The 17,946-nt window shown below is 63.5% G+C and carries 16 protein-coding genes; 4 read left to right on the forward strand and 12 right to left on the reverse strand.

The window, feature by feature from the left end:
• Positions 1 to 105: 105 nt before the first annotated feature.
• On the forward strand, positions 106 to 1,338 hold the full coding sequence (locus BUA38_RS30660) for an MFS transporter (protein ID WP_072823909.1): 1,233 nt from the start codon (positions 106 to 108) through the stop codon (positions 1,336 to 1,338).
• Between the two features lie 79 nt (positions 1,339 to 1,417).
• On the opposite strand, the gene rpmG is transcribed toward BUA38_RS30660, so the two are convergent.
• From rpmG to BUA38_RS30695, 7 genes are all read right to left on the reverse strand, one after another.
• Positions 1,418 to 1,585, reverse strand: a complete 168-nt coding sequence (gene rpmG / locus BUA38_RS30665) for a 50S ribosomal protein L33 (RefSeq protein ID WP_045008041.1) — start codon at positions 1,583 to 1,585, stop codon at positions 1,418 to 1,420.
• Between the two features lie 191 nt (positions 1,586 to 1,776).
• The gene (locus BUA38_RS30670) at positions 1,777 to 3,102 is read right to left on the reverse strand and encodes an LLM class flavin-dependent oxidoreductase (RefSeq protein ID WP_072823911.1); all 1,326 of its coding nucleotides are present in this window, start codon (positions 3,100 to 3,102) and stop codon (positions 1,777 to 1,779) included.
• A 157-nt stretch (positions 3,103 to 3,259) separates the two neighbouring features.
• Positions 3,260 to 4,015: an NUDIX hydrolase gene (locus BUA38_RS30675; RefSeq protein WP_156898809.1), complete on the reverse strand. Its 756-nt coding sequence runs from the start codon at positions 4,013 to 4,015 to the stop codon at positions 3,260 to 3,262.
• Positions 4,016 to 4,041: 26 nt separating this feature from the next.
• Positions 4,042 to 4,470 (reverse strand): DUF983 domain-containing protein, encoded by a 429-nt coding sequence (locus tag BUA38_RS30680; RefSeq protein WP_072823915.1) that lies wholly within the window; start codon positions 4,468 to 4,470, stop codon positions 4,042 to 4,044.
• Positions 4,458 to 6,782 carry a ribonuclease R gene (rnr, locus tag BUA38_RS30685; RefSeq protein WP_072823917.1) on the reverse strand — a complete coding sequence of 775 codons (2,325 nt, stop codon included), beginning with the start codon at positions 6,780 to 6,782 and terminating at the stop codon, positions 4,458 to 4,460. Before rnr ends, BUA38_RS30680 begins: the two co-directional genes overlap by 13 nt.
• Positions 6,783 to 6,953: 171 nt before the next feature.
• Positions 6,954 to 9,716: a type I DNA topoisomerase gene (gene topA, locus BUA38_RS30690; RefSeq protein WP_072823919.1), complete on the reverse strand. Its 2,763-nt coding sequence runs from the start codon at positions 9,714 to 9,716 to the stop codon at positions 6,954 to 6,956.
• Positions 9,717 to 9,918: 202 nt separating this feature from the next.
• Complete coding sequence (locus BUA38_RS30695; RefSeq protein ID WP_072823921.1) at positions 9,919 to 10,392, reverse strand: winged helix-turn-helix transcriptional regulator; 474 nt, start codon at positions 10,390 to 10,392, stop codon at positions 9,919 to 9,921.
• 132 nt (positions 10,393 to 10,524) lie between these two features.
• On the opposite strand from BUA38_RS30695, the gene BUA38_RS30700 reads away from it, so the two are divergent.
• Positions 10,525 to 11,304 carry an SDR family oxidoreductase gene (locus tag BUA38_RS30700; RefSeq protein WP_072823923.1) on the forward strand — a complete coding sequence of 260 codons (780 nt, stop codon included), beginning with the start codon at positions 10,525 to 10,527 and terminating at the stop codon, positions 11,302 to 11,304.
• A gap of 59 nt (positions 11,305 to 11,363) precedes the next feature.
• Here BUA38_RS30700 and BUA38_RS30705 read toward each other — a convergent pair whose 3' ends face one another.
• Entirely contained in the window at positions 11,364 to 11,978 is a 615-nt protein-coding gene (locus tag BUA38_RS30705; RefSeq protein WP_072823925.1) for an FMN-dependent NADH-azoreductase, read from the reverse strand.
• Between the two features lie 95 nt (positions 11,979 to 12,073).
• Between BUA38_RS30705 and BUA38_RS30710 the strand changes: the two genes are divergently transcribed.
• A complete protein-coding gene (locus BUA38_RS30710; protein ID WP_072823927.1) occupies positions 12,074 to 12,478 on the forward strand; it encodes a winged helix-turn-helix transcriptional regulator in 405 nt (134 codons plus the stop codon).
• Between the two features lie 2 nt (positions 12,479 to 12,480).
• On the opposite strand, the gene dprA is transcribed toward BUA38_RS30710, so the two are convergent.
• Entirely contained in the window at positions 12,481 to 13,593 is a 1,113-nt protein-coding gene (gene dprA, locus BUA38_RS30715; protein ID WP_072826564.1) for a DNA-processing protein DprA, read from the reverse strand.
• A gap of 173 nt (positions 13,594 to 13,766) precedes the next feature.
• Between dprA and BUA38_RS30720 the strand changes: the two genes are divergently transcribed.
• The gene (locus tag BUA38_RS30720) at positions 13,767 to 15,005 is read left to right on the forward strand and encodes an amidase (RefSeq protein ID WP_072823929.1); all 1,239 of its coding nucleotides are present in this window, start codon (positions 13,767 to 13,769) and stop codon (positions 15,003 to 15,005) included.
• Here the strand turns inward: BUA38_RS30720 and plsY are convergent, their stop codons facing one another.
• From plsY to BUA38_RS30735, 3 genes are read right to left on the reverse strand one after another with little or no spacing between them, the layout of a single operon-like run.
• Positions 15,006 to 15,599: a glycerol-3-phosphate 1-O-acyltransferase PlsY gene (plsY, locus tag BUA38_RS30725; protein ID WP_072823931.1), complete on the reverse strand. Its 594-nt coding sequence runs from the start codon at positions 15,597 to 15,599 to the stop codon at positions 15,006 to 15,008.
• A gap of 39 nt (positions 15,600 to 15,638) precedes the next feature.
• The gene (locus tag BUA38_RS30730; protein ID WP_072823933.1) at positions 15,639 to 16,940 is read right to left on the reverse strand and encodes a dihydroorotase; all 1,302 of its coding nucleotides are present in this window, start codon (positions 16,938 to 16,940) and stop codon (positions 15,639 to 15,641) included.
• A gap of 7 nt (positions 16,941 to 16,947) precedes the next feature.
• The gene (locus tag BUA38_RS30735; protein WP_072823935.1) at positions 16,948 to 17,901 is read right to left on the reverse strand and encodes an aspartate carbamoyltransferase catalytic subunit; all 954 of its coding nucleotides are present in this window, start codon (positions 17,899 to 17,901) and stop codon (positions 16,948 to 16,950) included.
• Positions 17,902 to 17,946 lie beyond the last annotated feature (45 nt).

A 17,946-nucleotide genomic window follows, 5' to 3' on the forward strand; every position in this document is an offset into this window, starting at 1 on the left:
ACTTGACAGCGAGACAGCATTATAGGCTAATTACACAGGTCTGTGTACTTATTTCGGCTGACGGAAATAAGATGTTTCGCGGGCCGAGGCGGGAGAACAAGAACAATGCCCCTGTTGCAGGTCCTGCGTCCGACATTGCCGATCCTGATCGGCACCTCGCTCATGCTGACGTTGAGCATGGGACTGCGCCAGTCGCTCGGCATCTTCATGCAGCCGCTGACCCATGACATCGGTATATCCGTCTCCGATTTCACCCTCGCCATCGCCGTGCAAAACCTCGCCTGGGGCTTTCTGCAGCCGTTGGCGGGCGCGCTGACGGTCCGCTTCGGCTTCCGCTCCATCATGGTGACAGGTGCGGCCGCCTATATCGCCGGTCTTGTGCTGATGGCGACCGCGCATGGCCTCGTCAGCGTGATGATCGGCGGCGGGTTGCTGATCGGGATTTCGCTTGCCTGCACGGCGGCGGCGATCGCGATGTCGGTTGCGGCGCGCGCGGTCCCCGCAACCGTGCGCTCGACCGTCCTCGGCCTCGTTTCCGGTGCGGGCTCGCTCGGCGCGCTTTTGTCCGCGCCGGTCGGACAAATTCTCAGTGCGGATTATGGCTGGCGGGTAGGGCTTGCCGGTTTTGTGGTGCTGGCCATCGCGATGATTCCGGCTGCGTGGCTTGCCGGCCGCATCGACGCCATTCCGCTGCCCAAGCCGTCAGGTGACGACATCGGCGACAATTCGGCGGGTGCGGCGGTCAGGCTTGCGTTCGGCAATGCCTCGTTCGTGGTGATGACCTGCGCCTATTTCGTCTGCGGCATGCAGCTCGTGTTCCTGACCACGCATCTGCCGTCGTACCTTGCGATCTGCGGCATGGACCCCATGCTGAGCGCGCAGACGCTTGGCATGATCGGCGGCTTCAACGTGCTCGGCAGCATTTTCTTCGGCTGGGCCGGGCAGCGCTGGAGCAAGCTCGCGCTGTTGGGCGGCATCTATATTTTACGCTCGCTCGCGCTTGCCTGGTATTTCACGCTGCCGCCGACACCAGCCAGCACACTCCTGTTCGGCGCGATCATGGGCTTCCTCTGGATGGGGGTAGGTCCGCTGGTTGCGGGTGCGGTCGCCGAAATGTTCGGACTGAAATGGCAGGCGATGATTCAGGGGCTGGCTTTCATGAGCCATCAGCTCGGTAGTTTCCTCGGCGCCTTCGGCGGCGGCCTGCTCTACGATTCACTCGGCTCCTACACCATGGCCTGGCGGATTGGCGTCGCGCTAGGGCTCGCCGGCGGCATCATCCAGGTCGCGTTCGCGCTGATCAGGCCAGCCGCGCCACCGATGCTGAAGACGGCATAGGCCCGCGATAAAAGACGCTGAAATAAAAAACGGGGCCCATAGGGCCCCGTTTTATTTCTGCCGCTGGTCGCACGAGATCTTACTTGATCTTGGACTCGCGGAATTCGACGTGCTTGCGCGCGACCGGGTCGTACTTCTTCTTGACGAGCTTGTCGGTCATGGTGCGCGAGTTCTTCTTGGCGACGTAGTAGAAACCGGTGTCTGCCGAAGAGACGAGCTTGACCTTGATGGTGACCGCCTTGGCCATGTTCGAAAACCTTTAGCTTATGGAATAGGGCGCGGGCCACGGGGGGCCTCTGCGTTCGGGCGCAACCTAGCTTCAAACCGCCCAAAGTCAAGGTTTTGGCGGCCAAAACCTTCGAAAATCGGTCCAAAATCCTTGCTTTTGCGCGTATTCTGCTCGCAAAGTAGGTACCGCACTTTTGCGGAATACGCGCGTTACCTCTCAAAGAAGCGGTTTTTCGGCCGCGGAAGGCCGAGATTCTCGCGTAAGGTCGGCCCTTCATATTCCTTCCGGAAGATCCCGCGCTTCTGGAGTTCCGGCACCACCTTGTCGACGAAGTCGTTAAGACCCTGGGGCAGGTACGGGAACATGATGTTGAAGCCGTCGCTGCCGTAGCCCGTCAGCCACTCTTCCATCTGGTCGGCGATCGACTGCGGCGTGCCGACAAACGACAGTCCGCCATAGCCGCCAACGCGCTGGGCAAGCTGGCGCACGGTAAGTTTGTCGCGCGCCGCGAGATCGACCATGCGCTGCCGTCCGCTCTTGCTCGCATTGGTCTCGGGGATCGGCGGCAACTGGCCGTCGGGATCGAAGCTGGATGCGTCCGTGCCCAGGATCACCGAGAGCGAGGCAATGGCGCTGTCGTAATGCACCCGGCTGTCGAGCAGCGCGCGCTTCTCTTTGGCATCGTCGATGCTGTCGCCCACCACGACGAATGCGCCGGGCAGAATCTTCAGGTGTTCGGGATTGCGGCCGATCTTCTCCATCCGCCCCTTGATGTCGGCGTAGAGTTTTTGCCCGTCGGCCAGGCTGCCGCCACCGGTAAAGACAGCTTCCGCCGTTTCCGCTGCGAGTTGGCGGCCGTCATCGGATGCGCCGGCCTGCACGATGACCGGCCAGCCTTGCACAGGGCGGCCGATATTGAGCGGGCCGCGCACCGAGAGATATTCTCCCTTGTGGTTGAGCGTGTGCATCTTGTCAGGATCGAAATAAAGCCCGCTTTCGACATCGCGCACGAAGGCATCGTCGGCAAAGGAATCCCACAGCCCCGTGACGACGTCATAGAATTCGCGGGCGCGCTTATAGCGCTCGGCGTGCTCCATGTGCTCGTCGAGCCCGAAATTCAGCGCCGCGTCCGGATTCGACGTCGTGACGATATTCCATCCCGCACGCCCGCCGCTCAGGTGGTCCAGCGAGGCAAAACGGCGGGCGACGTGATAGGGCGCGTCGAACGTGGTCGAGCCTGTCGCGATCAGTCCGATGCGCTCGGTCACCGCAGATAAAGCCGAGAGCAGGGTGAACGGCTCGAACGACGTCACGGTGTGGCTGCGCTTGAGCGCATTGATCGGCATGTTCAAGACAGCCAGATGGTCGGCCATGAAGAAGGCATCGAACTTGCCGGCTTCCAGCCTCTGGATGAGCTGCTTGATGTGGGCGAAATTGAAATTGGCGTCAGGCCAGGCGCCGGGATAGCGCCACGCGCCGGTATGAATGCTGATCGGCCGCATGAAAGCGCCGAGCTTGAGTTGCCGCCGTGCCATCGCCCCAATCCGTTTTGGTTATCGCTACGCACTAAGATAGGCACGGCAGGCCGAGCTGCCATTGCTGTCAGGCGGGAAGATTATTTTGTTTTTGTGCAACTACGCGATGAAGCTGTTATTTGCGATCACCGCCGCGTGATGAAACCACGCGTCAGCCTTATGAAGCGCCGAGTACATCCCGGCGCATCCGCACCCCGCCGCCTTCCGCACGGAAGAACGGCACTTCGGCGTCGTGACGCAACGGGCCGGTCGATAGCCGCTGCGCGAGTTCTTCGAGCACGCGTGTGGTCATCCGGTGCAGATCGGCGAGCGGTTTCGATCCGAGCTCGACCCATACCAGCTCGACAAGCTCCGCATCGGCATGCACCACGCCCTCGACGCGATGGGCAATGGCCGAGGCGTCCGCCGTAAAGAAGCGGGTGTCGTAACGCCTGACGCGGCCGGGCGGGGTGATGGCACGCGCGATCAAGAACAGACCGGAGGGATCGGGCAGGAGGCCGGCGTCGGTGAAGGGCTTCCATGGGCCGGACAGTGCAGGCGTCTTGCCTTCCGCCTTGCGCCCGAGACACAGGCCGGTTTCCTCGCAAGCCTCGCGGATGGCGGCGACCGCGAGCGCGCGGGCGCGCGAAGTGGTGATCCTGGGGCTGCCTTTGAGCAGGTTCGCTTCAAGCGCTGAAGGAATGGGACCCGCGAGTGGGATGCGATTGTCTGCGCTATCGACCCGGCCACCGGGAAAGACGATCTTGCCGGGCTGGAACACCACCTTGTCGTGACGGCGGCCGACCAGAACCCTCGGCGTTGCGCTTGAGCGATCGACCAGGATTAGCGTCGCGGCATCGACGGGCCGGCGATAAGGGAAGTGGTCGGCTTCCTTATCCTCGTTCTTGGGCGCGCGCTCGCTCATTTCCCCCATGGCCTCTCGTTTCTTATACGAGAGGTCTAGGGTTCGGGATGGGCTTCGTCAAATCCGTGCATGCGCAGCGCCCATTGCACGCCCACCACGGCGCCCTTGACGGGTTGCAGCAACGCAAGCGAGGCCACAACGGTCAGCGGCAGATAGATCGCCAATTGAAGTGCGACCGGCGGCGCGTAGTCGGTCTCAATCCACAGCGCCAACGGCACGATGATGTGGCCAACGATGACGATCACGAGATAGGCCGGCAGGTCGTCGGCGCGGTGTGGTGTGAAATCCTGTCCGCACACGGAGCAGGCGTTGTCGACTTTCAAAAAAGCACGAAACAATTTGCCTTCGCCGCAACGCGGGCAGCGGCCACGAAAGCCGCGCTTGATGGATTGCCAGACGTCACGCTTTTCCTGCAGCGCGGTCTCCCGGCTCCAGGCGGTCTGAGGTGGGCTTACCGTTTCCATGACTTGCCTCGCTTCGCTTTCTTGCCGGCATTCGCCTTGTCCGGTTTGCGGCGCTTGTCGCGCGGGCTGCGGCCGGGGAAAGTCTTCGGCCGCTGTTGCGCCCCGCGTCTGTGGCCGCGGGCGGGAACGTTGCCTTCCGAGATCAATTCGAACCGCAACGCGCCGGCAATTGGTGCTGCTTCTACCAGACGAACGTCGACCACGTCACCTAATCTGTGCATGGCTCCGCTGCGCGAGCCGATCAAGGCGTGGCGCTTCTCGTCATAGTTGAAATACTCGTCTCCCAGCGAGCGGATCGGAATCAATCCATCCGCGCCGGTATCCGTCAGTTTCACGAACAGGCCTGAGCGCGTCACGCCGGAAATACGGCCCTGAAAGGTCGCACCGACGCGATCAGCGAGGAAATGCGCGATCAGGCGATCGGCCGTCTCGCGCTCGGCCTTCATGGCACGACGTTCCGTGACGGAGATCTCGGCGGCCACTTCGCTCAAATTCTCTGCCGTCTCAGTGTCCGGCAACGCACCTTCGCCAAGCCCGAGCGCGCGGATCAACGCGCGATGCACGATAAGATCGGCGTATCGCCTGATTGGCGAAGTGAAATGCGCGTAGCGGCGCAGGTTCAGGCCGAAGTGGCCGTAATTCTCCGACGAATATTCGGCCTGCGCCTGTGAGCGCAGCACCACCTCGTTCACCAGCGACTCGGCGTCGTGGCCCTTGACCTGAGCCAGCACGCGATTGAACACGGCCGGCCGCAAGGCACCGGCTTTGGCGAAAGGCAAATCGAGCGTTTTCAGGAATTCCTGCAACGCATGAACTTTTTCGAGCGTCGGTTCGTCGTGCACCCGGTAGATCAGCGGCAGCGATTTCTTCTCCAGCATTTCAGCTGCGGCGACGTTGGCCAAAATCATGAATTCTTCGATCAGCCGGTGCGCGTCCAGCCGTTCCGGCACGACGACGCGGTCGACGGTGCCGTCGGCTTTGAGGAGAATCTTGCGCTCGGGAAGGTCGAGATCGAGCGGGTCGCGCTCGTCGCGCGCCCGCTTTGCGGTCGCGTAGGCTGCATAGAGCGGTCTCAGGATCGGGTCGAGCAGAGGACCCGTGGCGTCGTCGGGGCGGCCGTCGATCGCGGCCTGCGCCTGCGCGTAACTCAGTTTGGCGGCCGAGCGCATCAGCACGCGATGAAACGTATGCGATCGCTTGCGCCCATCGGCTCCGATCACCATGCGCACCGCGAGCGCGCCGCGCGGCTCGCCCGGCACCAGCGAGCACAAATTGTTGGAGATGCGCTCGGGCAGCATCGGCACGACGCGATCGGGGAAATAAACCGAGTTGCCGCGCAACAACGCATCGCGGTCGAGCGCCGAACCCGGCCGGACGTAGAAGGCGACGTCCGCGATCGCGACATGGACGATGTAGCCGCCCTTGTTGTTCGGATCGGAGTCCAGTTCGGCATGGACCGCGTCGTCGTGATCCTTGGCATCCGGCGGGTCGATGGTGACGAGCGGTACGTCACGCCAGTCCTCGCGGCCTTTCAAGGTGGCGGGCTCGGCTTCCTCCGCCTCGCGCATCGCGTCTCTTGAGAAGGCCTGCGGAATGTCGTGGGCATGAATCGCGATCAGGCTGATCGCCTTTTCGGATGCGATCGATCCCAGCTTCTCCTTGACCTTGCCGGAGGCGAGGCCGAAGCCGCGCGAGCGAACCAGATCGACGCTGACGAGATCGCCGTCCTCGGCGCCGAGCGTGCATGGCTTAGCGATGTTCAGCTCGCGACCGGCCTGTTTTTTGTCGACCGGGATCAGGCGGCCGCTTCCGTCGACATTCTTGCGGAATATGCCGAGCACGCGCGTCTTGGCGTGATCGAGCACTTTCAGAATGCGGCCGCGATAAGCGACACCGTCGCGGACGTGGTCATCGAGTTTTTCGGCGCGGAGCAGCACGCGGTCGCCGACGCCGGCTGCGGTGCCCGGCTGGACCCGTCGCGGCATGTGGATGCGGATCTTCGGCGGCTCGCCGCGTTCAACCTCATCCCATTCGGCGGGAGTGGCGATGAGCTCGCCGTCGCTGTCGCGGCGCGCGATATCGGCGAGCACGGTTGCGGGCAGGGTTTCAGGCTCGGCGATTTCCTTGCCGCGCTTCTGGATGATGCCTTCGTCTGCGAGTTCGCGCAGCAATCGCTTCAGCGCGACGCGGTCGGCGTTCTTGAGACCGAACTCGCGCGCGATCTCACGGGTTCCGATCTTGCCCGGATAGGCGCGAATGAAAGCGACGATGGCGTCCGTCGAGGGAAAGCCGCTGTCGCGCTGTTTTGCCACGCTAGTGCCCACTTTCCGAAGTTCGTGCACCGCCTCTGCACCCACCTTTCACGAACTTCGGGAAGTCATGGGCACTAGCAAACAAAATCGTTCTAGTGTGCCGCTTGTCCATTTGAAGTTCCTGGGCGAAGTCCGCCGCTTGTGGTGCAGGAACTTCAAATGGGCGGCGCACTATCCGCTAGCCTTGCTCTTCTTGGCGACGGGTTTTGCGGCCTTCTTGGCCGAAGTTTTGGCCGTCACCGGCGCGCGTGCTTTCGAGGTCGCTTCCGGCTTCGGCTTGGCGGCCGCTTTCTTGGCTGCGGCCGTCTTTGCAGGCTTCGCCGTGGATGCATCCGCAGCCGGCTTGGCAGCCTCTGCCTTTGCGGCCTCTTTCTTAGCGACTTTGGGTTTCGCGGCCTTCTTGCCGCCGCGCTTGGCGCCGCCGCCCTTGGCTGCGCGTTCGTCGATCAGCGCGATCGCTTCGGCCAGCGTGACCGCATCCTTATCCTTGTCGCTCGGGATCGTCGCATTAATGCCGCCCGCGGTGACATAGGCGCCATAGCGGCCGTTCTTCATAGCCACAGCGCCAAGCGAAGGATGATCGCCAAGCGGCTTACCGGGATCGGCGCCGAAACGACGTCCGCTCGGACCCTTCGCCACTTTCTCGGCGATCAGTGTGACGGCGCGGTTCAACCCGATGTCGAAGACCTCATCGCCGGCCTCGAGGCTGGCATAGGTCTTGTCGTGCTTCACGAACGGCCCGAAACGGCCGAGGCCCGCCGTGATCGGCTGGCCGGTTTCGGGATGCAGGCCGATTTCGCGCGGCAGCGACAGCAATTTGAGCGCCAGCTCGAGCTCGACATCGGCCGGCGAAATGTTTTTCGGAATGCCGGCGCGCTTCGGCTTTTCGCCTTCCGCGTAATCCTTCGCCTCGCCGAGCTGGATGTAAGGACCGAAGCGTCCGGCTTTGACGATCACGTCGCGGCCGGTCTCGGGATCCTGACCCAGCACGCGGTCGGCGCTGGCTTCGCTGTCAGCGGCGAGCGGCCGGGTATAGCGGCATTCCGGATAGTTGGTGCAGCCGACGAAGGCGCCGAACTTGCCGGCCTTCAGGTTGAGCCGTCCGGTGCCGCAGGTCGGGCACTGCCTCACATCTCCGCCATCGGCGCGGGGCGCATAGATATGCGGACCCAGCATCTCGTCGAGGGCATCGAGCACTTCGGCGACGCGCAGATCCTTGATGTCGTTGACGGCGCCGATGAAGCCGCTCCAGAAATCCCTCAGCACGTCCTGCCAGGAAATCTCGTTGTTCGAGATCCGGTCGAGCTGTTCTTCCAGTCCTGCCGTGAAGTCATATTCGACATAGCGGGCGAAGAAGTTTTCCAGGAACGCGACCACGACGCGGCCCTTGTCCTCGCCGTGCAGCCGCTTTTTCTCAAGCCGCACATAGCCGCGGTCCTTGAGCACCTGGAGGATCGAGGCATAGGTCGAGGGACGACCGATACCGAGTTCTTCCATGCGCTTGACCAGCGACGCTTCGGAGAAGCGCGGCGGCGGCTCGGTGAAATGTTGCGTGACGGCGAGGTCCTGACGCTTGACGTTCTCGCCTTCGCTCATCGCGGGCAGGCGGCGGCTCTCGTCATCGTCGGCATCGTCGTCGCGGCCTTCCTGATAGAGCGCGAGGAAACCGTCGAACTTGATCACCTGGCCGGAGGCGCGAAGCTCGAGCGTGCGCGAACCGGCTTTCGCGGTGATATCGACGGTGGTGCGTTCGAGTTCGGCGGATTCCATCTGGCTTGCGATGGTGCGGGTCCAGATCAGCTCGTACAGCTTGGCCTGTTCCGGATCGAGCCGGCGGCGCATGTCGTTCGGCCGCCGCGACAGATCGGTCGGACGGATCGCTTCGTGGGCTTCCTGCGCGTTCTTGGCCTTGGCCTGATACTGGCGCGGGGCTTCCGGCACATAGGCGTTGCCGTAATCCTCGCCGATCACCTTGCGCGCTTGCGTGATCGCCGAACCGTCGATCTGAACGCCGTCGGTTCGCATATAGGTAATGAGACCGGTGGTCTCGCCGCCGATATCGATACCTTCATAGAGGCGCTGCGCGATCCGCATGGTGTGCGCGGGCGCAAAGCCAAGCTTGCGGCTGGCTTCCTGTTGCAGTGTCGATGTCGTGAACGGGGCTTGCGGATTGCGCCGGCCCGGTTTGGCCTCGACGGAAGTGACTACAAAGGTGGCGGCGTCCAGTGCTTTCTTGAAATCCTCGGCTTCCGCGCCGGTGCCGATATCCAGGCGCTGGATCTTCTTGCCGTCGGCGCCGACAAGCCGCGCCTCAAAGGTATCGCCGCGCGGGGTCGTCAGGGTGGCCACCAGCGACCAGTATTCGCGGGCGACGAATTTCTCGATCTCGAGTTCGCGGTCGCAGACGAGCCGCAGCGCCACGGACTGCACCCGGCCGGCCGAGCGCGCGCCGGGCAGTTTGCGCCACAGCACGGGCGAGAGGGTGAAGCCGACGAGGTAATCGAGCGCACGGCGCGCCATATAGGCATCGACCAACGCGCCATCGATCTGGCGCGGATGCTTCATCGCGTCGGTGATCGCCTGCTTGGTGATGGCGTTGAACACCACGCGCTCGATCGCATGATCCTTCAACGCGCGCTTTTCCTTCAAGACCTCCAGGACGTGCCAGGAGATCGCTTCACCCTCGCGATCGGGGTCGGTCGCCAGAATGAGCTTGTCGGCGCCCTTCAGCGCCTTGGCGATATCGTTCAGCCGGCTCGCGGCCTTGGGATCGACCTCCCAGATCATCTGGAAGTTGGCGTCGGGATCGACCGATCCGTTCTTGGCGGGGAGGTCCCGAACGTGGCCGAACGATGCCAGCACTTCATAGGAAGCGCCCAGATACTTGTTGATCGTCTTGGCCTTGGCCGGCGACTCCACAATGACGATATTCATGCCATTCCAATAGCTTAGGGAAAAAAGAAAGGCCGGTTCCGCGAGACTCGCGCCAGCCGTTTCGAACCGAACATGGGTGGTGAGGCCGCCCCTGTCAAATCGACAGCCGTTGAAAGCAGCGAGATGAGGGTAATTTCTACCTCATACAGGTTGTAAAATATGTATCAAAGGTTGTATTTGCGGCCGGCTTTAAGGCGGGAGATCAGGCGGTCGCTCGCCGCTTCGGCTTGCCCGGTGGCCGTGCCTTCAAGGTCGTGTCGGCGGGGCCAAGCAGGCGACCATCGCGGGAATAAAGAGCGAGCTTTTCGACCGGACGGCCCGTCTCGCGATCCACGAGCAGGGTTCCGATCTCTTCGGGATGGGCGTCGAACGCCTCGGTCCATTGCCGGAGCGCCACGATGACCGGGAAGAGCCCGCGGCCTTTATCGGTCAGCACATATTCCTGGTAGGCGCTGCCGTCGGATGCCGGCGCGGTCGCGAGTATCTTTTCGTCCACCAGCATGCGCAGCCGCGCGGTGAGGATGTTCTTGGCGAGCCCGAGACTCTTCTGAAACTCGCCGAAGCGGCGGCGGCCGAGCAGCGCGTCGCGGATGATCAGGAGCGACCACCAGTCGCCGATCACGTCGAGCGCGCGTGCGATCGGGCAGGCGTCGCCCTCAAAGCTGGTCCGTTTCACGGTTCGTCTCCGTCTTCCTGACCGGTCCGGTGGATAAGCGCCATCACGGTCTTGTGTGGTTGCACGATTAAACCAGACAGCCTACGTAGGCAACTAAGTTTAATAATGCAACCACATAACCAGGAGGCTTCCATGGCCAACAGACTCGTAAACAAGACGGCACTCATCACCGGCGGCAACAGCGGCATCGGGCTTGCGACCGCCCGGCTCTTCGTGGCCGAGGGTGCGAAGGTGACCATCACCGGCCGCAACAAGGAGACGCTTGCGGCCGCGGCCAAGGAACTGGGGCCGAATGCGCTGGCGATCGTAGCCGATGCCAATGACGTCGCGGCCACCGAAGCCGCCGTGAAGCAGGCGGCGGAGAAATTCGGCAAGCTCGACATCGTCTTTGCCAATGCCGGCATTCCCGGCAACACGCCGGTCGGCAAGACCACGCTTGAAGCCTTCGAGCAGGTGATCCGCACCAACCTGACGTCCGTGTTCTTCACCGTGCAGGCGGCGCTGCCCTACCTGAACGACAACGCGTCCGTCGTCCTCAACGGCTCGGTGATCTCGGTGCTCGGCAATCCCGGCTATTCGGCTTACGCCGCCACCAAGGCGGGCGTGACCGCGATGGCACGGGTGATGGTCTCCGAGTTGTCGCCGCGCGGTATCCGCATCAACGTCGTGGCGCCGGGCGCCGCGCGCACGCCGATCTGGAATGGCGCGGCACCGACCGCGGACGCTTTCGCCGCGCTGGAAAAGCGTATCGCCGGCACGACTCCGTTGGGGCGGATCGCCGAACCGGATCACATTGCCAAGACCGTGCTGTTTTTGGCGTCAGACGACGCGGCCCATGTGCAGGGTCAGGAGATCTTCGTCGATGGCGGCGCGACCAGTTCGCCGGCAGGCGCACCGGTGTTCCGCGGCTAATCAATCGAGCAGTGAAAGAGCCCGCTGTCACGACGACAGCGGGCTCTTTCTAATTATCGTCAGGCTGCGCGGAGGTTGGTCACGGCCTCGAGCGCGCCGGCGAGCGCCTTTTCGCGATGCTCGGGACCGACTTGAATGCCTTCGGCCAGGATGAATTCGAGATTGGTGACGCCGATGAATCCGAAGATTCCGCGAAGATACGTTTCCAGATGTTCGAGCGCGGCTGCGGGCGTGCCCGCGCCATAGAAGCCGCCGCGCGAGATCGCGACGATGACGCGCTTGTGGCCAGCCAGCCCTTGCGGCCCTTGGGCGTCGTATTTGAAGGTCTTGCCGGCAACGACGATGCGGTCGATCCAGGCCTTGAGCTGGCTTGGAATGGTGAAGTTGTACATCGGCGCGCCCAGCACGATCGTGTCGGCGGCCAGAAATTCCGCAAGCACTGCCTGGCTCGCGGCCATGTCCTGCGCGAGCCCCGCATCGGCGCTGGCTGCCCCCTGCGCGGCCGCGAGGTGCGCTCCGGAAAGGTGGGAAAGCGGGGTAGCACTGAGGTCGCGGTAGGTAATGTCGAGGCTGGGGTTTGTCTGGCGCAGCCGGTCGACGATGGCCGCCGACACTTGCCGGCTGACGGAATGCGGGCCGAGGACGCTGGAATCGATGTGGAGCAGTTTTTTCATGGTGAGCACCTTGGTATTGGTTTGTAACTCACGCTATATGAGTGACTATCCTTGAACCCCACAAGAACGCACTTTTTTGAAACCCGGGCACATTCTTGAAACCTGAGAACACCAGAGTTCCTGTTCTTCCTCCTTCACCGGCCCAGCACGAAGGCTGCCGCGGCGTCGCTTCGGTGCTGGCGCGGGTCGGCGATAAATGGAGCGTGTTCGTCATCATGATGCTGTTCGACGGACCGAAGCGCTTCAACGAGATCAAGCGCCTGATCGACGGCATCTCGCAGCGGATGCTGACGCTGACCTTGCGCGGCCTGGAGCGCGACGGGCTGGTGACGCGCACGGTTTTTCCGACCATTCCACCACGCGTCGATTACGAACTGACCGATCTCGGACGAGGTTTAAGCCAACCGGTCATGGCGCTTGGCGAATGGGCGAAAAACCATCAGATCGAAATCGAGACGGCGCGCGCTCGTTTTGACGGCAGGCGGGAGGCGGCCGAATAGCGCTAGATCAGGGAGATCAGCCCGCCGCCGTGCCGCTCCAGCCGTCCGGCGAGCTCAAGCTCAAGCAGCACGGTTCGCACCACCGCGGCCGAAGCACCCGACAGCCGGATCAGATCGTCGAGCAGGATCGGGCTCGGGCCGAGCAGGTTGACGATGTGCTCGCGCGCGGCTTCATCGGGATCGGGCGCGAGCGGTTCAGCGTCGTCTTCGCGCAACTCAATCGGCCGGCCCATGATCGGCTCGACGGCCTGAATGACGTCAGCGGCTTCGGTGATCAGCGTCGCGCCCTGCTTGATCAGGCCGTTGGTGCCGGCGGCGCGCGGATCGAGCGGCGAGCCCGGCACCGCGAAGACCTCGCGGCCCTGTTCGTTGGCCAGCCTTGCGGTGATCAGCGAACCCGATCGCATCGCGGCTTCGACCACGACCACGCCGAGCGAAGCGCCCGACACCAGCCGGTTGCGCCGCGGGAAATCATGGGCGCGCGCGACATAGCCGAGCGGCATTTCGGAAATCGCAGCGCCTGACGCAAGCAGGGTATTGAGCAGATCGACATGTTCGGGCGGATAGATCCTGTCATGACCGCCGGCGAGCACAGCGACCGTGCCGCCCTCGATCGAGGCGCGATGCGCCGCCTGATCGATGCCACGCGCGAGACCTGAAGCGACGACAAAGCCGGCATCCGAAAGATCGCGCGCCAGCACCTGCGCGAACTTCAAGCCGGCAGCGGAAGCATTGCGCGAGCCGACGATCGCGATCATCGGCCGCATCAAGTTTTCGATCGCTCCGCGTACGCCGAGCAGTGGCGGCGCATCGTCGAGTTCCGCGAGCCGCGGCGGATAGCCGTCCTCGCCTGGCGCGATCAGCCGGACGCCGAGTTTGGCGCTTGTCTCAAGCTCGGCGCGTGCATCCGCCTCGCTCGGAATGCGTTGCGGCTTTGAGGCGCCGCCGCGGCGCGCGAACTCCGGCAGCCACTCCAGCGCCGCCCGCGCACTGCCGCAATGACGAACCAGCGAACGAAAGGTCCGCGGTCCGACATTGTCGGCCCGTATCAGCCGCAGCCGATCGATGCGTTCAGCGTCGGTGATCTGTGTTTTCTCGGGCGCTCGCGTGTCCATGTCGTCCAGCATGGATCAACCGGAGCGCGTGGGGAAGGGGCCACGTCCCCGCAACCCAGCCATCGTCAGGCGCGGGCTTGTCCGGGCCATCCCTGCCTTGCTACGAACACGGGCCAATCAAGACGAGGACGCCCGTTACGACCGCGCCGGGCATGACAAAAGGGAAAACATCCATGATCTCGCTCGCCGACCAGAAGCGCCGTATCGAACAGGGAGCGCTCACCCCGGATGCCGCGCTCGCGGAGTCGCTTACTGCCATCGACAAGCGTGAAGCTGAGATCAAGGCCTTTGTCGCCCGCGCCAAAAATCCGAAAGCACAGAAGGACGGCCCGCTGCGCGGCATCGCCGTCGGCATCAAGGACATAATCGATACGGCCGATATGCCGACCGAGATGGGCGCACCGTCCATTTATAAAGGCAACCAGCCGCGCGCAGACGCCCCGATCGTGATGCAGCTCAGGCAGGCCGGGGCCACGGTGGTGGGCAAGACCACGACCACTGCCTTTGCCGCCAACGATCCGACGCCGACGCTCAATCCGCGCAACCTTGGCCACACGCCGGGCGGATCGTCGTCCGGTTCAGCCGCAGCTGTCGCCGCCGGCATGATCCCGCTCGCGGTCGGCACTCAAACCGGCGGTTCGGTAATCCGGCCGGCGTCGTTCTGCGGCGTCGCCGCGATCAAGCCGTCCTACCGGCTGCTGCCGCCGGTCGGCGTCAAGTGCTTTTCGTGGACGCTCGACACGGTTGGTTTGTTTGCGGCAGACGTCGAGGACGTCGCGATTGCGCTGGCGGCGATCACCGGTCGGAGCGAGTTGAACGCGCCGGAACTGAAATCGCCGCGTATCGGTGTGGTGACACAGGATTTTGCCGGTCCTCCCGAGGCAGGAGGGTCGGAAGCTTTGCAACATGCGGCCCGCGCTGCCGCGAAAGCCGGCGCGTCGGTGCGCGAGTTGAAAATGCCCGAGATCGTTCAGGAAGCCTGGCGCATCCACATTGTCGTGCAGCAGTTCGAGGCGCATCAGGCCTTCGCGTGGGAATATCGCGAGAATTACGACATCATGCCGCCGCTGTTGCGCAAGCGGCTCGACGACAGCCGTCATTTCACGCCGGCCGATTACGACGCGGCGCGCAACGTGACACTGAAAGCGCGCGCGGCGCTGAGCGATATCTTGAAAGACGTCGACGTGCTGCTCGCGTTGTCCGCTCCGGGCATTGCGCCGAAGGGTTTGGATTCGACGGGCGATGCCCGTTACAACCAGCTCTGGACGCTGATGGGGACGCCTTGCGTCAACGTGCCGGCCTATGTGGCGGACGGCAATCTGCCGGTCGGCGTGCAGACGATCGCGGACTTCGGCCATGATGCCAAGGCGATCGCGGCGGCGCGCTTCATGGGGCGGGCGCTGAAGTCGTAATTACTTCTGCCCGATCTTGCCTTCGGTTCCGGCCATCAGCCGGCTGATATTGGCGCGGTGCATGTAGAACAACAGCACCGTCAGCAGCCCGAATAATGCCGCAAGCGCCGGGTGACCGTACCACCACAGGAAGATCGGCGTGATGCTGCTCGCGACCAGCGCCGACAGCGACGAGTAGCGCGAGATCACGGCCGTTATCAGCCATATCGCGCAGAACAGCACCGCCGCCGGCCAGAGCAGGCCGATCAGGATGCCGATATAGACCGCAACGCCTTTGCCGCCCTTGAATTTCAGCCACACCGGAAAGAGATGGCCGAGAAAGGCGCCGAAGCCAGCGAGCATCGCGGCTTCCGCGCCGGCGAGATAGCCCGCGACGATGACGGCGACCGTGCCCTTGAGCGCATCGAGCAAGAGTGTCGCGGCTGCGAGTCCCTTGCGCCCGGTACGCAGCACATTGGTGGCGCCAATATTGCCGGAGCCGATCGAACGCAGATCTTGCGTGCCGGCGAGGCGCGTCAGGATCAGGCCGAACGGAATCGAGCCGAGCAGATAGCCGAGAACGAACGCGAGCAACAGCCATGCAGCCACGGACATCACAGCCTCCTCATCGTCTGACGTCGGCTGGTCGCCACGTTAGACATGTTCGTACACGGTCCGCCCACCGACGATGGTGCGCATCACGCGGCCGGAGAAGCGGGCCTCGTCGAAGGGCGTGTTCTTGCATTGCGATTTGAGGTCGTCGGGATCGAGTACCCAGGGAATGTCGGTGTCGATCACGATCACGTCGGCCGGTGAGCCCGGCCGCAACGTTCCGCCGGGCAGACCGAGCAATTCCGCAGGCCGTGTCGACATGGCGCGGATCATGGTCTTGAAATCCATCTCGCCCTGATGGATCAGCCTTAAGCCGGCCGGCAGCATGGTCTCAAGGCCAATCGCGCCGGGAGCTGCTTCCGCGAAGGGTAGCCGCTTGACCTCGACGTCCTGCGGATTGTGGTCGGACATGATCACATCGATCAGGCCGGATGCAACGGCCTCAACCAGCGCGCGGCGGTCGTCTTCGGTGCGCAGCGGCGGCGACAGCTTCAGGAAGGTGCGGTAGGGGCCGATGTCATTCTCGTTCAGCGTCACGTGATTGATCGAGACGGAGGCTGAAACGTCGAGGCCTGCGTCACGCGCGCGCTTGAGGATATCGAGCGACTCTGTACAGCTTACCGAGGCTGCATGATAGCGACCGCCCGTCAGCGCGACGAGGCGCATGTCGCGTTCCAGCATCACCGCTTCGGCGGCATTCGGAATGCCCATCAGCCCGAGGCGCGTGGCGAATTCGCCCTCGTTCATGACGCCCTCGCCGACGAGGTGCGGGTCTTCGGTGTGATGGACGATCAGCGCGTCGAAATCGCGTGCGTAAGTGAGTGCGCGCCGCATCACTTGCGAGTTGGTGATGCTCCTGTCACCGTCGGTGAAGGCGACGGCGCCGGCGGCCTTCAACAGGCCGATCTCGGTCATCTCCTCGCCGGCGAGACCTTTGGTCAGCGCTGCCATCGGATGGATGTTGACGATCGCGGTGTCGCGGGCGCGACGCAGGATGAAGTCGACGGTCGCGGAATTGTCGATGACCGGCGAGGTCGAAGGCTGGCAGACGATGGTGGTGATGCCGCCGGTCGCGGCCGCCTGGCTCGCGGACGCAAAGGTCTCGCGGTGGCTGGCGCCGGGTTCGCCGACAAAGGCACGCATGTCGATCAGGCCGGGGGCGACGACCTTGCCGGCGCAATTGATCACGTCGGTGCCTTCGGGCACGCCGGCCGCACTGATGCCGCGTTTCAAATCGCGGACGACGCCGTCGGCGATCAGGACGTCGCCCGGTCCGTCAAAATCGCGCGAGGGATCGATCACGCGGGCATTCGCAAGCAGGATGGGGCGGCGATCTTTCAGCATGTTCTTATCACGCGTTCGGCAGGTTGCGGGCGAGCGCTTCCAGCACCGCCATGCGAACTGCCACTCCCATTTCCACCTGTTCGCGGATCAGCGATTGCGCGCCGTCGGCGACGATCGAGTCGATTTCCACGCCACGGTTCATCGGGCCCGGATGCATCACGAGCGCATCGGGCTTGGCGTAAGCAAGCTTCTTCTGATCGAGCCCGAAGTAATGGAAATACTCGCCGGTTGATGGTACGAACGAGCCGTTCATGCGCTCGCGTTGCAGCCGCAACATCATGACAATGTCCGCGCCCTGAAGCCCCTCGCGCATGTCGCGCGCGACCTCGACGCCCATCCGCTCGATGCCATGTGGCAAGAGCGTGGATGGCGCCACGACGCGGACGCGCGCGCCCATGGTGTTGAGCAGGATGATGTTGGAGCGCGCGACCCGCGAATGCATGACGTCCCCGCAGATCGCAACCGTCAGCCCTTCGAGCCGGCCCTTGTTGCGGCGGATGGTGAGCGCGTCGAGCAACGCCTGCGTCGGATGCTCGTGCGCGCCGTCGCCGGCATTGATGACGGAACCGTCGACTTTTCGCGCCAGGAGTTCCACCGCGCCCGAGGCGTGATGCCGGACCACCAGAATATCCGGATGCATCGCGTTCAGCGTCACGGCGGTATCCATCAGCGTCTCGCCCTTGCGGATCGAGGACGAGGATACCGACATGTTCATGACGTCGGCGCCCAGCCGTTTGCCCGCGAGTTCGAACGAGGACTGCGTGCGCGTCGAGGCTTCGAAGAACAGGTTGACCTGGGTGCGGCCGCGCAGCGAGGTGCGCTTCTTGTCGACCTGACGGTTCAGTTCGACATATTCCTCGGACAGATCGAGGAGACCCGTGATGTCGGCGGCGGAAAGGCCCTCTATGCCCAGCAAATGCCGGTGACCGAGGACGAAGGTCGATTTCGATATAGATGTCATTAAAGCGAGAGCTATAGGCGCGCCGGAAGCGGGGGGCAAGGGCGA

Origin of the sequence: Bradyrhizobium erythrophlei (assembly GCF_900142985.1) — a bacterium.
GTDB classification, from domain to species: Bacteria; Pseudomonadota; Alphaproteobacteria; order Rhizobiales; family Xanthobacteraceae; genus Bradyrhizobium; species Bradyrhizobium erythrophlei_B.

Bases quoted from the DNA above. Each gene is read 5' to 3' on its own strand.
- BUA38_RS30730 (WP_072823933.1), bottom strand. From the start codon at position 16,940: ATGCTGAAAGATCGCCGCCCCATCCTGCTTGCGAATGCCCGCGTGATC.
- topA (WP_072823919.1), bottom strand. From the start codon at position 9,716: ATGAATATCGTCATTGTGGAGTCGCCGGCCAAGGCCAAGACGATCAAC.
- BUA38_RS30700 (WP_072823923.1), top strand. From the start codon at position 10,525: ATGGCCAACAGACTCGTAAACAAGACGGCACTCATCACCGGCGGCAAC.
- BUA38_RS30660 (WP_072823909.1), top strand. From the start codon at position 106: ATGCCCCTGTTGCAGGTCCTGCGTCCGACATTGCCGATCCTGATCGGC.
- dprA (WP_072826564.1), bottom strand. From the start codon at position 13,593: ATGGACACGCGAGCGCCCGAGAAAACACAGATCACCGACGCTGAACGC.
- BUA38_RS30680 (WP_072823915.1), bottom strand. From the start codon at position 4,470: ATGGAAACGGTAAGCCCACCTCAGACCGCCTGGAGCCGGGAGACCGCG.
- plsY (WP_072823931.1), bottom strand. From the start codon at position 15,599: ATGTCCGTGGCTGCATGGCTGTTGCTCGCGTTCGTTCTCGGCTATCTG.
- rpmG (WP_045008041.1), bottom strand. From the start codon at position 1,585: ATGGCCAAGGCGGTCACCATCAAGGTCAAGCTCGTCTCTTCGGCAGAC.
- BUA38_RS30670 (WP_072823911.1), bottom strand. From the start codon at position 3,102: ATGGCACGGCGGCAACTCAAGCTCGGCGCTTTCATGCGGCCGATCAGC.
- BUA38_RS30735 (WP_072823935.1), bottom strand. From the start codon at position 17,901: ATGACATCTATATCGAAATCGACCTTCGTCCTCGGTCACCGGCATTTG.
- BUA38_RS30720 (WP_072823929.1), top strand. From the start codon at position 13,767: ATGATCTCGCTCGCCGACCAGAAGCGCCGTATCGAACAGGGAGCGCTC.
- BUA38_RS30675 (WP_156898809.1), bottom strand. From the start codon at position 4,015: ATGGGGGAAATGAGCGAGCGCGCGCCCAAGAACGAGGATAAGGAAGCC.
- BUA38_RS30705 (WP_072823925.1), bottom strand. From the start codon at position 11,978: ATGAAAAAACTGCTCCACATCGATTCCAGCGTCCTCGGCCCGCATTCC.